We start from the raw sequence: 13,984 nt of genomic DNA, 5'->3' as shown, positions 1-13,984 counted from the left end.
ATTGAACCAACGCCGCCAATCCGTGAGGGTTCCCGCCCGCTGGAGCTGGCAGCACACTTGCGAGAAAAGGTTCCCAGGCTAACACTGGCGGCGTCACCCGGTACATCTGCATCTCGGAGGATTTATGGACATTTCTGAAGCCGGCGGTCGCACCATTGCGGCCGACATCGAAACCGCCTTCAACAGTACGGACCTGGCCCTGCTCGATCTGGCGCGGCTGACGACAAGTATCCTCGAAACCAAACGTACCACGGTGATTGAGCCGGCGCGCTTTCAAAAGCTGTTGGATGATATGTCTGCCGCTCTATCAAATCTCGTCGAGGGACGTCGCAAGATGGTCGCGGTGCACAGAGCGCTCGTCTTGATCAAACGTGAAAGTAACCTGGCTGAGGTCGACTTCGGATGTTTCGGTATTGCTAACAGAGCAGCCGGCAAGCAGCCGGTCGATTCTGAGCGAAGTTGATACCGTTCAAGCCCGACCTTTCGCGACCGTAACTTGGCTGCTCATGCGTTTCCCCAGCCGCAGTGTCAGGCGCCGAGTCGCGTCGTTCACAAATTGACGCTATGACGAGCCTATGCCATAGGCGTCGCCGCCGCCGCGGTTGCCAAAACGATGCAACAGGGGCGGCCTGATCAGCGCGAAACGCCTGATTAGCGGGTGTAGCTCAATGGTAGAGCAGCAGCTTCCCAAGCTGACGACGGGGGTTCGATTCCCCTCACCCGCTCCAGCTTCCAACTCCCACCAGCATTAACCCACCGAACCGGTTGGATTTTCCCGCTCGCCCGATGCATTTGGGGGTAGCCGCTCCACGGCGCTTGATCCACGCAGCGGAGGTCGGCAAATGCAGCGCATGACGGCCGCCTCCTGAATGATGGCGTCCCGTTCGTCTGTTCGGGAGACAAAGATGCGATCAGTGCTGGCAGCCCTCGTCATGATGATCGGCGCGATGTTTCTCTCGAGCGCAGCGACGGCCCAGCCGGCGCAGGCCTCGTCCGGGGGCGAGCAGTCTTCCGCTGCCTGCGTGAAAGACTCGAACGTGGACAGTTGCTGGCAGGCCGGCGTCGCGGCGGAACGGCGGGGCGATGCACGCGCCGCTCTCGTCGCTTACGAAGCCTCCTGCGCCGCGGGCATTCAGATGGGCGGGTGCTACGAAGCCGGCAAGATCTATTTTCTGAATACCACGCTGCGCAACTATGGCGCCGCGCAGGAAAAAATGGCCCGCGTCTGCGATTCATCCGACATCGGGATTGGCCCTTATGCCTGCAAATATCTGGGCATCATCTACCGCAGGGGTCTGGCCGGCCAACCACAGTTGGACCGGGCCTTCAACATCCTGTCCCGCGCCTGCTTCCTCCACAATGATAGCCCATTCATCGACGGAAATGGCTGCGAAATCCTCGCGGATGACATTCCAGACGCTGATGCGATGGGCGTCTCCGACGATGTGTGGGCGCCCGACTATATCGCTTATCTGGCCTTCGCGATGGGCTGCACCGACGACATGCCTGCGCTCTGCACCCGCGCGCTGACGATCCATGACCGCGCGGTCGCCACATCGGCCGGCTGGCTCGCGCGCTGCGCCGAGGACGCCGGGGCAGTGCAGTTCTCGGGGCGTTGCGGGGATCTCGCGCGCTCGGCTACCGTCGACAACTTCGACCGAAGGCAGACCCTTCGCCAGCGTCTCGTGCGGATGTTCGTTCGCGCGACGGAATATGCGGGATAGAGCACGCCCCCGCATCACCGCCAGGCGCGGGCCGCCCTCTGTGTGTCAGATACCGCCGTCGACCGGCTGAAAACCCGCCGCGACCAGCGCCGCGTTGAGATCGTCCACACAGGCATCGAGCCGCGCCTGATCGGTAGCGCGGACCACGAAATTGGCGCCGACCTTGCCTTCGCGGAAGAAGGGATAGCTGCCGATCTGGCACCCCTCGTGCCGCCGCTCGATCTGGGCGAGTTGATCAGCAATTTCGCTTTCGGCGACATTGCAGCCAATCGTGCGCGAGAGCAGTGGCGCGCCGCCCTCGAGCTTGCCGGTCAGTTCCGCGAGCATCCCTGCCGTGATGTGCGGCACGCCGGCCATGATGAAGATGTTGCCGACCCGAATACCCGGGGCGCCGGAATAATGATTCGGGATCAGCGCGGCGCCCTCCGGCACGCGCGCCATGCGCAGCCGCGCCTCGTTGATGCCGCCCCGCGAGGCGTAATAGGCTTCCAGAATTGCACGCGCTTCGGGATGGACGACCACGGGCACGCCCAAGGCAGCCGCGATGGAATCGACCGTGATATCGTCGTGCGTGGGGCCGATGCCGCCCGTGGTAAAAAGATAATCGTTGCGCGCGCGCAGAATATTCACCGCCTCGCCGATCGCCGCCGCATCATCGCCCACCACGCGCACTTCCCGCAGGCGGATGCCCTGCACGTTCAGCCAGGTGCCGATCTGCGCCACATTGCGGTCCTGCGTGCGACCAGAAAGAATCTCGTCGCCAATCACGAGAAGGGCGGCAGTCCAGATGCGTTCGCTCATGGCCCGGCTTTAGACCCGGCGCCGCATCGCGCCAAGCGAGACCGGAAAATTTCTGCCCGGCGCTGTCATCCGCCGCCAGCCGCGCGCTGGGCGATGAGCACCTCAAGGCGCGAGAAACGGTCGGGCGGGAGGAGTTCCGCCGGATTGTAGGTAGCCTCAAAGCACGGGATATCCTCGGGCAGCGCCGTCCATGGCATTTTGCTGGCGGTGAAGATCACTGCGTCCAGCTTCACCCGCGCAGGGTCGTCCAGCGTGCCGACCCGCACCCCCGCGCCGAGCCTGCCCAGCCGGGGATAATAGCTCCAGAGCGCCGTGCCGCATGCAGTGCAACGGCAGATGATGTGGTCGCCGCCACTGCCTGCCTTTACGACATGCTCGCTGAGCCTTCCGCTCAAGAGGTCCACGCATTCCGCTTCCAAGAACATGTTGACGACCGACGTCGACCCCGTCTGCACCTGGCAGCGCCGGCAGTGGCAATTGTTCACGAAGATCGGCGCGCGCGAAACGCGATAGCGCGCCGCGCCGCACGCGCAGCCTCCGCTGAGGTCCCCTCCGGCTATTTCGGCAGCGTCCTGCATTGCGTCCCCCCTTCCCCTGGCAAGCCTATCGCCTTTCCGCACGCCTCCCCCTATATGGAGCGGATGACGACCTATCTCACGCCGACCGCCGAAACCCAGAACGTCCGCACCTCCGCCATCAAGCTGCATGGCCCGGAGGGCTTTGCCGGAATGCGCAAGGCGGGGCGGCTGGCCGCCGAGATTCTCGATGCGATCGTACCACTGGTCGTGCCGGGCGCGAAGACCTCCGACATCGATGATTTAATCCGCCAGATGATGCTGGATGCCGGCGCCGTCCCCGCGACACTGGGCTATCACGGCTATGCCTATAGCTGCTGCATCAGCCTCAACAATGTGATCTGCCACGGGATGCCGGGCGACAAGCCGCTCAAGGACGGCGACATCGTCAACATCGACGTGACCCCGTTGGTCGATGGCTGGCATGGCGACACCAGCCGCATGTACCTGGTCGGCGATGTGCCGGTGAAGGCGCGGCGCCTGGTCGACGTGACTTATGACTGCCTGATGCTCGGCATCGAGCAGGCCAAGCCGGGCAATCATCTCGGCGACATCGGCCATGCGATCCAGAGCTATGCCGAGCGGCATCGCTATGGCGTGGTGCGGGATTTCTGCGGCCACGGCCTCGGCCGGGTGTTCCATGACGCGCCCGAGGTCATCCACGTCGGGCGGCCCGGCACCGGCCCCGAATTGCGGCCGGGCATGATCTTCACCATCGAGCCGATGATCAATGCCGGCAAGCCGACCGTGAAGATGCTCGAGGATGGCTGGACGGCGGTCACGCGCGACCGCTCGCTCTCGGCGCAGTTCGAGCATTCGATCGGCATTACCGAGGATGGCTGCGAGATTTTCACGCTCAGCCCCAAGGGTTTGCACCGCCCGCCTTATTGAAGCTGGTCGCTATCCGGTGCTGGTGTTTCAATAGGCGCAGATCGGTGCCTATTATTTGGGCAACTGCTGCCCAAAATGCCCGAAATCCGGGCAATATCGACAAGTCGTCGCAAAGTGTCCAATGCTTCGCTGGTGATTCGCGAACGGGCGCTGTAGCGTCCGATTTCCTGCGCGGTCGCGCATGTCGCCTGGGTCGAAATCGTCCGGGCAGCATGTCGTGGTCCGCAATCAAACCGCGAAACAAAGGGGTGCGTTTGACATGAAGAAGGTGGAAGCAATCATCAAGCCGTTCAAGCTGGATGATGTGAAGGAAGCGCTGCACGAAGTCGGCGTATCCGGAATCACCGTCACGGAGGCGAAGGGCTTCGGGCGACAGAAGGGTCACACCGAGCTTTATCGCGGCGCCGAATATGTCGTGGACTTCCTGCCGAAGGTGAAGCTCGAAGTGGTGGTGGCGGACGAGATCGTCGATCGCGTGGTCGATGCCATCTCCAGCGCCGCACAGACGGGCCGCATCGGCGACGGCAAGATCTTCGTCATCCCCGTCGAAAAGGCCGTGCGCATCCGCACCGGCGAGCTCGACGAAGCTGCCATCTGACCGTTTCCGTTCGCTGACCGAAGACCCGCAACAACTCAGACCAAAGAGAAGGTAACATCCTCATGGCCAATACGCCCAAAGACATCCTCAAGATGATCGAGGAAAAGGAGATCGAATGGGTCGATCTGCGCTTTACCGATCCCAAGGGCAAGTGGCAGCACCTGACCATGTGCGCCGGCGTGCTGGGCGAGGACGAGCTTGAGGAAGGCCTCATGTTCGACGGCAGCTCCATCGAGGGCTGGAAGGCGATCAACGAGTCCGACATGATCCTCAAGCCCGATCTGGACGCGGTCTATGTCGATCCATTCAGCGCGACGCCGATGATGATCCTGTTCTGCAACATCGTCGAGCCTTCGAGCGGCGAACTCTACGGCCGCGATCCGCGCTCGACCGCCGTGCGCGCCGAGGCCTATGTGAAGGCCGCCGGTTTCGGCGACACCGTGTATGTGGGGCCAGAAGCCGAGTTCTTCATGTTCGACGACGTCCGCTTCAACACGGACTACAACGAGTCCTTCTACAAGATCGACGACATCGAGCTGCCGACCAACACCGGCCGCGAATATGAGGCCGGCAACCTCGGCCACCGTCCGCGCGCCAAGGGCGGCTACTTCCCGGTCGCTCCGGTCGATCCCTGCACGGACATCCGCGCCGAGATGGTCACGACCATGCTCGAAATGGGTCTGCCCTGCGACAAGCACCACCATGAGGTGGCCGCTGCGCAGCACGAGCTGGGCCTCACCTTCGGCACGCTCGTCACCACCGCTGACCGCATGCAGATCTACAAGTATGTCGTGATGATGGTCGCCCAGGCCTATGGCAAGAGCGCCACGTTCATGCCCAAGCCGATCGCGCAGGACAACGGCTCGGGCATGCACACCCACATCTCGATCTGGGACAAGGGCAATCCGCTGTTCGCTGGTAACGGCTATGCCGGCCTGTCCGACATGTGCCTCTACTTCATCGGCGGCGTCATCAAGCACGCCAAGGCGCTTAACGCCTTCACCAACCCGACGACCAACAGCTACAAGCGTCTGGTCCCCGGCTTCGAGGCGCCCGTGCTTCTGGCCTATTCGGCTCGCAACCGCTCGGCCTCCTGCCGTATTCCTTACGGTTCGGGCGCCAAGGCGAAGCGCGTCGAGTTCCGCTTCCCCGACGCGATGGCCAACCCCTATCTGTGCTACGCCGCGCTGCTGATGGCCGGCCTCGACGGCATCGAGAACAAGATCCATCCCGGCGAGGCGATGGACAAGAACCTCTACGACCTGCCGCCCGAAGAGCTGAGCCAGGTCCCCACGGTTTGCGCCTCGCTGCGTGAAGCGCTGAACAGCCTGGAAGCCGACCACGACTTCCTGCTCAAGGGCGACGTGTTCTCCAAGGACCAGATCGACGCCTATATCGAGCTGAAGTGGCCGGAAGTGTACCGCTGGGAAATGGCGCCCAGCCCGGTCGAGTTCGACATGTACTACAGCTCCTGATCTTCAGGATTAAGCGAAACGGAAGGCCCGGGATCGGAAGATCCCGGGCCTTTTGTTGTGGGTGAATGCCGATGACCCACGCCGACTTCACGCATAGGGCGCGCCAATCATCGTCGCTTGTCATCCGCAGGGCCGCTCTCTAGGCCTGAGCGAAGCTGGGGGAGGATCGCGCGACAATGGGCGGCAGAAGCGTCTCGATGACGGAAGGGCGGCTGCTCACGGTGCTGCTGCGGGTGGCCTGGCCGATCACCGTCACCAATCTCGCGCAGGCCAGCTTCGATATCGTCAACGCCTTCTGGGTTGGCCGGCTCGGCGAGGCCGCGATTGCCGCTGTGACCGCCAGCGGGCCGCTGTTCTTCGTGCTGATCGGCCTAGGTTCCGGCCTGTCGACTGCCGGCGCGGTGCTCATCGCGCAGAATATGGGCGCGCGGCGGATGGAAGCGCTCGATCATGTCGCGGCGCAGACCCTGCTGATGGTCGGCATCGTCGCGCTGGCCTTCACCCTCGCGGGCGCCTTGTCGGCGTCGGCCGTGCTCACCCTGATCGGTGTGGAACCGGCGATCCATGCGCGGGCAACCGATTATCTGCACGTCCGCTTCATCGGCATGGTGCCGATGTTTGGCTTCATGGCCATGCAGGCGATGTTGCAGGCCGCCGGCGAGGTGCGCTTTGCCATGCGCGTGCAGATCGGCAGCGTCATCGCCAATGCACTGATCGATCCGCTGCTGATCTTCGGCATCGGGCCGTTTCCCGCCCTGGGCATTGCCGGGGCTGCGCTGGCGACGGTGATCGTACAGATCGGCGCGCTGCTGGTGCTGCTCCGTCACATGCTCTCAGGGCGATCCGTCCTGCATGTGCGGGCCCGGCATTTTCGGCCGGACTGGTCGCATATCCGCCTGGCGCTGGGGCTCGGCCTGCCGGCCTCCATCGAGCAGGCGATCCGCACCTTCAGCTCGGTGCTGCTCATGGCCCTGGCCGCCAGCTTCGGCACGCTCGGCCTCGCCGCTTATGGCGTGGGGACGCGGCCGCTATTCTTCTGGTTCACGCCGATGCTCGGCCTCTCCATCGCGACCGCCGCCGTGGTCGGCCAGAATATCGGCGCCGGCCTCACCGAGCGCGCGGAGCAGGCTGCGCGCCTCTCGGCCTGGCTCGGCTTTTGCGGCATGACGCTCATCGGCCTCATGAACTTGCCATTCGTGCCAGCGATGATGGCCGCGCTGGCGCCGGGCGAATCAGATGTGATCGCCCTCGCCTCGACCTTCGCCTATGTCTACTTCCCCTTTCTGGGCGTACTGACTGTGCCGCAGGCCTTGCTCGGCGCGTTCCGGGGCGCCGGCAGCCCGAGCCACTCCATGATCATCTCGATCATCATGCAATGGGGGTTTCAGATGCCCGCAGCCTATCTGATCGCCTATGCCACCCCCTGGGGCATCGCAGGCGTGTGGTGGAGCTACCCGATCGCCAATGTCGCGGCGGCCCTGCTCTGCCTCTACTGGTTCCGCCACGGCAGCTGGCGCCGGCGCCTGACCGCGCCAACCCCGGCTCAGTAGTCCTTTGAGATCCGCGCCGCGGCGCTCTGGCGGCCGATGGTGGAGACCGTCGAGATCAAGGCCAGCCAGCGGGTGATCTGATATTCGATGCTGGTGGCGCTATAGCCCTGCCCGTCTGTAATCAGCTCGACATAGAGATGCTCGCCGATATTCTTGCCGGCCGCGATCGAGGTTTGCCGTCCCGTCGTGGTATCGGCGGCCAGCACCCGCAGGCGCGAGAGGCCAGTCGCGCGGCGGACGGCGTTGATCGGATCGAGGCCACCACCCCCGCCCTGGAACGCCGCCACCGCGGACGCGAGTTGCAGCGCCTCGGGCGCCGAGAGGTTGGCGATGGACGTGCCGAACAGCAGGCGGGAGAGCAATTCATCCTGCGCCATCGCCGGAATGCTGGAGAACGCGATGATCGGCCGCATACTCGTGCCGGTCACGTTGATCGTTGCGCTCAAATCCTGCACGTCCGCCACCGCGCGGATATCGAGGCGCGGATTGACGGGGGTGCTACCGGTGAAGGTCAGGCGGCCCTCCTGCAGATCGAACCGGCGCCCCGCGAAATCATAGGTGCCGCGCGTCAGCGTCGCCACGCCGGAGAAGGCGGGCGCGGTCGCCAGCCCGCCGATCTTGAGATCGGCCGACCATTCGCTCTGCATCCCTAGCCCTTCGACGATGAGCCCGCGCGGCGCCTTGGCGGTAATGTCCAGCCGCCAGGGCGCATCCGCCCGCGCCCGCTCCACCTGATCGCCCGAGCGGTTGATCTCCACCAGACGCAGACGCGGAATTTCCGTCGATGAACTGGCGCGCCCGAGCGTGAAGCGGCTGGAGACAGCCTCCAGATTGCCCGAAATCGTGCCGCCGCTGCCGGAGGAGACGATGCGTACGGGGCCAGTTACCGTCGCGCCGACATCGTCGCGGTCCATCAGCACCGCGCGATCCGCCTGCAGCGCGATATCCATGCCGATGCCGCGCTCGGCGGAGAGATCGAACACGGCCGTGCCGGTGACCTTGCCACTGCCGGCCCGGCCTTGGAGATCCGGAATCGACAGTTGCGATCCGTTGAACCGGCCGCTTGCCTGCACATCGCGGATCACCATGCCGGTCACCGGGCTGGTGATGCGGCCATTGCGCGTGGAGAGCGTCCCTTCAATGCGCGGATCGGACAAGGTGCCGCCGGCACTGGCGGACAGGCGAAGATCGCCACCCAGCGAAACGATCTCGACATTGGTGAGCCGCCAGAGCGTGTCGGCATCGCCGGCATAGCGGAACTGGGCTTGCAAGGGCGAGCGGAACAGCCGCTGGCTCAGCGACCCGCTGCCGAGCGGCGTCACCAGCGCCTGCGCGCGGCCGACCACCTTGCCGCCACGCGCCACCACGGCGCGGGCTGCCAGCCGGCGCGTATCCAGCTCGGCATTAAGGCCCATATCGATCGGCGCTGAGCTGAGCGCCAGGCCAGAGCGAGTGAGGCCCTTGACGCGCAGGTTGAGCTTGCCGGTCGGCGGCCCGTCGACCGGCGCGACATAATGCGCCGTGCCATCCATTGTGCCGCCCAATCCCAGATCGTCATTGGCGAGATCGAGCAGCAGCAGCGGCACGGCCTGCATTGTGGCGTCCAACTCCGTGCGCGTTGCGCCGAGGAAGCCGGAGAGACGCAGGGCGCCGCGCTGCATCCGCAGGGTCGCTGGCGCCAGACGCCAGCCATCCCCTTCCCGGCTGAGCACTGCCGTCCGGTCGAGCCGGATCGCCGATTCATCCAGCGAGCCATCCAGATCGATGCTGATCCGGTTCGGCGCGATGCCGGCGCGCGCCTGCAGATCGAAGCTGCGCCCCGTCCGCGCATTCATGGAGAGGGTGGCCGTTCCTTCGCCATTGATCAGCTTGAGCGCACCGGCGAACCGCCCGATCCGCACGCCGCCGACGCGTACGCCGCGACTCTGCGCATTGGCGTTGATCGTCACCGCGCCAGGACGGAGCAGCGCTTCGCCCTCCAGCGAGCCACGATTGATGACGATGCCCGGCGAGCCTGTGAAGTTGGCCCCGCTCAGATCGACATCGAAGCCGATGCGCTGCACGGCATCGACCATGCCCAGCGTCACCGCGCCCTCGGCGGGACCGGAGAGCGACAGGGCGCCCTGCAAGCCGCCATCGACCGGCACCAGATCGCCGCGCACCGTGACGCCGCTAACCCCCAGATCCGCCACCGAGATCGTCGCGGCGCCGCCGCGTGGCAGCAGGATCGCGCCGGTCGCGGCGAAGGTGCCGAACATCGAGCCGCCCTCGACCGTCACGGCATAGCCCTGATCGTCCGGGGTCAGCAGCGCGTGGACATTGGCGAGGCCGACTGCCGGCAGCGGGCGCGCGAGGGTGATGTCCACCCGGGGGCGATCCGGCTTGCCGGCGAGCGCCAGTTGCAGGGGACCGTAATCGCGATGCTCGCCCTGACCGCGAAGATCGAGTTGACCAGCGCCGTCGATCCGCCCTTGGCCGACAAGGGTGAGCGCGGGCGCCACCAGCCGCAGATCGCGCAACGCGATGCCGCCGCCCGGCGCCAGCCCGACCTGACTGGTAATGACTGGCAGCCCATCCCCAAGGCCGCGCAGGAAGCCATTGTCGAGCCGCCGCATCGTCGCGCGGGCAGTGCCGGAAAAGCTGCTCTGCCCTTGCGGCGGTCGGGCCAGCCGCAGCACGGCATCGAGATCGAGCCGACCCAGGCCGGCAATCTCCAGTCCATTCAGGCCGCCGCGAAAACTCGCAAGATAGCTCCCAGAGCCGAGATTGCCTTGCCCCTCGATCTGACCGCGAAAACCGCTGGCCCGCACGTCCGAGCGATCCATGCGCAGATCATCGCCATTCTTGAGCAGCACGCTCTGAACGACGAGATTGCGCAGCCGCTCGTCCACAGCGCGCTGGCCGACAGTCAGTGCCTGCGCCGTCAGCCGGATGGGGAAGCGTCCGCGCGGGCCGTTCAGCCGGCCCTCGCCTTCCAGACGGATATTGCGAAGCGCCAACCCGCCCTGCCGCAGCTCGGCAGAGGTCAGCAGATACCCCACCTCCATCGCATCGAATGCGCCGGACAGCCGGGCGCGCAGATTGACGGACTGGCCGGCGACGCCCTTCGCCAACTGGCCGGGCCGCGCGACCACCGCAGAAACGCGCAGCTCATCGAAACGATTGCGGCCGAAATCCACACCGCCATTGGCCGTCAGCTTGGCGGCTGGCATCGCCAGCGAAGCAGTGCCCGAGAGCAGCCGGTTGTCGAACCGCACGTCCGTCTCGATCTGCGCCTGCTGGCTGCCCAGCACGGTCAGCGGTTCGAGCGGGCCGAGCAAGGCCAACGGGCCCTTCGCCCGATAGCGGCCCTCCACTGCGGTCAGTGCAACGTTCGCAGTAAGGCGATTGGCGGTCAGGGCCGTCAGCCGGCCCTTCCAGCGGCGCCAGTCGCCATCGCCATGGATGCGAAGCGACACCGGTTGCTGCGCATCCAGCGTGCCCGCGATCACGCCGCCCTGTGGCCCGACGACAATCGCATCGAGATCGAACCGACGATCGTCCGGGCGACTGTCCAGCGCCACACGCAGCACGTCGCCGGTGCGCGGCGCGGTCGCCAGCAGGTCGATGACCGCGCGACCGGAGCGCACGTCGGCATTGCCGATGGCGCGGACCACGTGCGCCTCGCCCAGCACCGCCGGACCGATGCCCAGCCTGTCCACCCGCAGGTCCGCCAGCCGAATGTCGAACCCCGGGAGCAGCGGCTGCTTGGGCGAGGTCGAGGGCTTGAGCGCAGGCCGACGGGAAAGGTCGGCCGAATGGATATGCAGCCGATCAAGATCGAGCCGGTTGGAGAGCCAGCCGAGCGGATACCAGCTCACATCGGCGCGATCGATCCTGGCGAACTGCCCTTGCGTATCAAAAAAGCGCACATCGCGCAGCACCATGTCGTTGAAGACACGCCCCTCAATGGCGCCCACGGTGATGCGCAGGCCCGAGGTCGCCTCCCACTGCGCGATCTTGCGGATGATGAAGCGATGGCCACCTTCGCTATCCAGCCAGCGCACCCCACCCCAGAGCGCCACCACCAGCGCCACCATGAGCAGGATGACCGAGAGGCTGAACCCCGAGCGCAGCAGCGAGCGCTTGCGGCGGGCCGGCGGCGGCGTCTGCTCCGACGCACCCTCCGGCAGGGGCTCGTCTTGCGCGCCCATCAGAAGGCCTGCCCCAGCGACACATAGACGCCGATGCGCGAGTCACCCGGTTGCGGATTGAGCGGGGTGCCGACATCGATCCGGATCGGCCCGAAGTTGCTGTAATAGCGAAAGCCAAGGCCCGCGCCGACACGCATCTCGCGGATCGTCGGCAGGGGATCGGGCGAGATCGTGCCGGCATCTATGAACGGCACGATGCCGAACTGGTTGAGACTGCCGAAGCGATAGCGCGCTTCCAGCGAGATTTCGCCGAGGCTGCGCCCGCCCACCGGATCGTTATTGAGGTCGCGCGGGCCGATGGCCTGATAGGCATAGCCACGCACAGAGGCGCCGCCGCCGGCATAAAAGCGCCGCGTCGGCGCGATGCGGTCGGCCGATGCGCCGACGATGGTACCGAGACGCGCGCGCCCGGCGATGGTCAGTTGCTCGCCGACCGGAATATAGGTGCTGCCATCGATCTGCGCGCGGACATAGCCGAAGGCGCCATCCTGCAGGGACAGTTCGGGAGACAGGCGCCCGCCGAGGCGGAAGCCCTTGCGCGGATCGAGCAGATCGTCGCTGCCATCATGGGTCAGGCTCGTCGGCAGGGCGAGAATGAGATAGCGGCGCCGCACCGGATCGGGCGACCCCTCATATAGGCGCCGCTCGTCGCTGACACGCAGCTCAAGGCCGGCGGACCAGGTCCATTCCTTCTGGAAAATCAGGTTGGTGTGCTTTTCCAGGCTCGCGGCGATGCCGGCGGTCAGCGCGTCATAAGCCGGCTGATCGACATTGGCGATGCTGAGCTCGCCATTGAGAGCCTGATCGCGCTGCCACAGATTGTTGCGCCGGAAGATCGCGGACGCGCTCTGTTCCTGCGTACCGATCACGCCGCGCAGCGTCACCGCCCCTTCCGGCGGCACCAGATTGCGGTGCTGCCAGCGCACTTCCACGCGCGCGCCTTCGCCCGTGCCATAACCGATTTCCCCGGCGATCGTCCGTGGCGGCGCGCGAGTCATGTTCACGACGATGTCCACCGCCTCGCGGTCCGGCCGCGCTTCGGGCGTGATGGTGAGCTGGGAGACCAGTCCGGTCGCGACGATGGCCCGGTTAAGATCGGTGAGTTCGCTTTGCTTGAACGGGTCGCCCGGAGAAAAGCGGCTGATGACGGCCACGTGCCGCGCATCGAACGGCGCGCCGTCGTTTACACGGATCGAGCCGAAGCGAAGAAAGTCACCGGTATCGGCGTTGAGGCTGAGTAGGGCCTGACGCTGCTGATGGTCGACAGTGAGCACCGGCTCGCGCACCTGCGCAAATGGATAGCCGCCCTCTTCGAGGCTGACACGCAGCGCGCTTGTCGCGGCCAATATGGTATCGGTGTCGGCAGGGTCTCCTACCTTCACAGGAAAGAGCGAGCGCAGCGGCTTGCCGTCCGCCATCGTCCCGTCCAGCCCGAACACCTCCACCGCGCTCAGGGCGAAGCGCTGCCCGGGGACGGCGCGCAGCGCGACGCGGACATAGGGGTCACTCGCTCCACTCACCCCAAAGCGCGCGCGGCTCCGGCCCTCATAATAGCCCCGGGTGCGCAGCAGATCTTCGAGCAGTTCTTCGTCGGTTTGCGCCCGGCGCCGGATCTGCGCGATGCTCGCCCGGTCACCTTCCCCCGTCCGCAGCGCCGATAGTGCATCGAACCGGCTGTAGAACATGGGATCGGCAGCATCATCCAGCCCTTCAAGATTGAGCTGATAACGCAGCGGCTGGGTGGGGTCGAGCGCAGCAAGGGCTGCCGCTTCGCCCGCCGTGCCGCCTAGGGGGTCCGGCTCAGTGCCGGCGGGCGCTTGCGTTGCAGGCGTTGCTGTCCCCTGCCCGCCAGCTAGCGCGGGCTCGGCCTCTCCTCCGGCGTCACTGCCCTCCACTGCCAGAGTTTCCCCCGACTGATCGAGGTCCGGCCAGTCGAGGCCGATGTCGGGCATGTCATCGAGATCGAGCGCGTCCTGCGCGGCGTCGGGCGATGGGGTGGCTTGACCGGGCGACGTTTGCGCCAGCGCGCGGTCGCACGTCAGCGCGCCCTGCGCCGCCAGCAGGATCGCCATGAAAGTCCCACCTGCACGGGAACACCTGCCCAAACGCGATCGCCGCAGCATCAGGCCTGTCTATGAGCTTGTCGCAGGACTGCAAGCGGCATTCGCGCGTGACGC

Annotated in this window: 10 protein-coding genes and 1 tRNA gene; 7 read left to right on the top strand and 4 right to left on the bottom strand. The window is 65.7% G+C overall.

Features of this window, described 5'->3' with window-relative positions:
* Positions 1-124 precede the first annotated feature (124 nt).
* From M2341_RS05845 to M2341_RS05835, 3 genes are all read left to right on the top strand, one after another.
* A complete protein-coding gene (locus M2341_RS05845; RefSeq protein ID WP_264584577.1) occupies positions 125-463 on the top strand; it encodes a hypothetical protein in 339 nt (112 codons plus the stop codon).
* A 191-nt stretch (positions 464-654) separates the two neighbouring features.
* A tRNA-Gly gene (locus M2341_RS05840) sits at positions 655-728 on the top strand.
* Positions 729-905: 177 nt separating this feature from the next.
* Positions 906-1,724, top strand: a complete 819-nt coding sequence (locus M2341_RS05835; protein ID WP_264584576.1) for a hypothetical protein — start codon at positions 906-908, stop codon at positions 1,722-1,724.
* Between the two features lie 45 nt (positions 1,725-1,769).
* On the opposite strand, the gene M2341_RS05830 is transcribed toward M2341_RS05835, so the two are convergent.
* Both M2341_RS05830 and M2341_RS05825 read right to left on the bottom strand, forming a co-directional pair.
* Positions 1,770-2,525 carry a competence/damage-inducible protein A gene (locus tag M2341_RS05830; protein WP_264584575.1) on the bottom strand — a complete coding sequence of 252 codons (756 nt, stop codon included), beginning with the start codon at positions 2,523-2,525 and terminating at the stop codon, positions 1,770-1,772.
* Between the two features lie 65 nt (positions 2,526-2,590).
* The gene (locus M2341_RS05825) at positions 2,591-3,103 is read right to left on the bottom strand and encodes a GFA family protein (RefSeq protein WP_264584574.1); all 513 of its coding nucleotides are present in this window, start codon (positions 3,101-3,103) and stop codon (positions 2,591-2,593) included.
* Between the two features lie 63 nt (positions 3,104-3,166).
* Between M2341_RS05825 and map the strand changes: the two genes are divergently transcribed.
* The 4 genes from map to M2341_RS05805 all read left to right on the top strand — a co-directional run bounded on the left by map (position 3,167) and on the right by M2341_RS05805 (position 7,614).
* Positions 3,167-3,991: a type I methionyl aminopeptidase gene (gene map / locus M2341_RS05820; RefSeq protein ID WP_264584573.1), complete on the top strand. Its 825-nt coding sequence runs from the start codon at positions 3,167-3,169 to the stop codon at positions 3,989-3,991.
* 259 nt (positions 3,992-4,250) lie between these two features.
* On the top strand, positions 4,251-4,589 hold the full coding sequence (locus tag M2341_RS05815) for a P-II family nitrogen regulator (RefSeq protein WP_181559032.1): 339 nt from the start codon (positions 4,251-4,253) through the stop codon (positions 4,587-4,589).
* A gap of 62 nt (positions 4,590-4,651) precedes the next feature.
* A complete protein-coding gene (gene glnA, locus M2341_RS05810; protein ID WP_181559031.1) occupies positions 4,652-6,064 on the top strand; it encodes a type I glutamate--ammonia ligase in 1,413 nt (470 codons plus the stop codon).
* A gap of 176 nt (positions 6,065-6,240) precedes the next feature.
* Entirely contained in the window at positions 6,241-7,614 is a 1,374-nt protein-coding gene (locus M2341_RS05805; RefSeq protein ID WP_264584572.1) for an MATE family efflux transporter, read from the top strand.
* On the opposite strand, the gene M2341_RS05800 is transcribed toward M2341_RS05805, so the two are convergent.
* On the bottom strand, positions 7,608-11,807 hold the full coding sequence (locus tag M2341_RS05800) for a translocation/assembly module TamB domain-containing protein (RefSeq protein WP_264584571.1): 4,200 nt from the start codon (positions 11,805-11,807) through the stop codon (positions 7,608-7,610). The two genes, M2341_RS05805 and M2341_RS05800, sit on opposite strands and share 7 nt — an antisense overlap.
* On the bottom strand, positions 11,807-13,879 hold the full coding sequence (locus tag M2341_RS05795) for an autotransporter assembly complex protein TamA (protein ID WP_264584570.1): 2,073 nt from the start codon (positions 13,877-13,879) through the stop codon (positions 11,807-11,809). Before M2341_RS05795 ends, M2341_RS05800 begins: the two co-directional genes overlap by 1 nt.
* Between the last annotated feature and the right edge of the window lie 105 nt (positions 13,880-13,984).

It is taken from the genome of Sphingobium sp. B7D2B, from assembly GCF_025961895.1.
Lineage (GTDB): Bacteria > Pseudomonadota > Alphaproteobacteria > Sphingomonadales > Sphingomonadaceae > Sphingobium.
The sequence above is the reverse complement of the archived record's forward strand: the minus strand, read 5'-3'. Positions and strand labels throughout refer to the sequence as shown.

Coding starts and splice junctions, on each gene's coding strand:
- M2341_RS05845 (WP_264584577.1), top strand. CDS start 125: ATGGACATTTCTGAAGCCGGCGGTCGCACCATTGCGGCCGACATCGAA.
- M2341_RS05835 (WP_264584576.1), top strand. CDS start 906: ATGCGATCAGTGCTGGCAGCCCTCGTCATGATGATCGGCGCGATGTTT.
- M2341_RS05830 (WP_264584575.1), bottom strand. CDS start 2,525: ATGAGCGAACGCATCTGGACTGCCGCCCTTCTCGTGATTGGCGACGAG.
- M2341_RS05825 (WP_264584574.1), bottom strand. CDS start 3,103: ATGCAGGACGCTGCCGAAATAGCCGGAGGGGACCTCAGCGGAGGCTGC.
- map (WP_264584573.1), top strand. CDS start 3,167: ATGACGACCTATCTCACGCCGACCGCCGAAACCCAGAACGTCCGCACC.
- M2341_RS05815 (WP_181559032.1), top strand. CDS start 4,251: ATGAAGAAGGTGGAAGCAATCATCAAGCCGTTCAAGCTGGATGATGTG.
- glnA (WP_181559031.1), top strand. CDS start 4,652: ATGGCCAATACGCCCAAAGACATCCTCAAGATGATCGAGGAAAAGGAG.
- M2341_RS05805 (WP_264584572.1), top strand. CDS start 6,241: ATGGGCGGCAGAAGCGTCTCGATGACGGAAGGGCGGCTGCTCACGGTG.
- M2341_RS05800 (WP_264584571.1), bottom strand. CDS start 11,807: ATGGGCGCGCAAGACGAGCCCCTGCCGGAGGGTGCGTCGGAGCAGACG.
- M2341_RS05795 (WP_264584570.1), bottom strand. CDS start 13,879: ATGGCGATCCTGCTGGCGGCGCAGGGCGCGCTGACGTGCGACCGCGCG.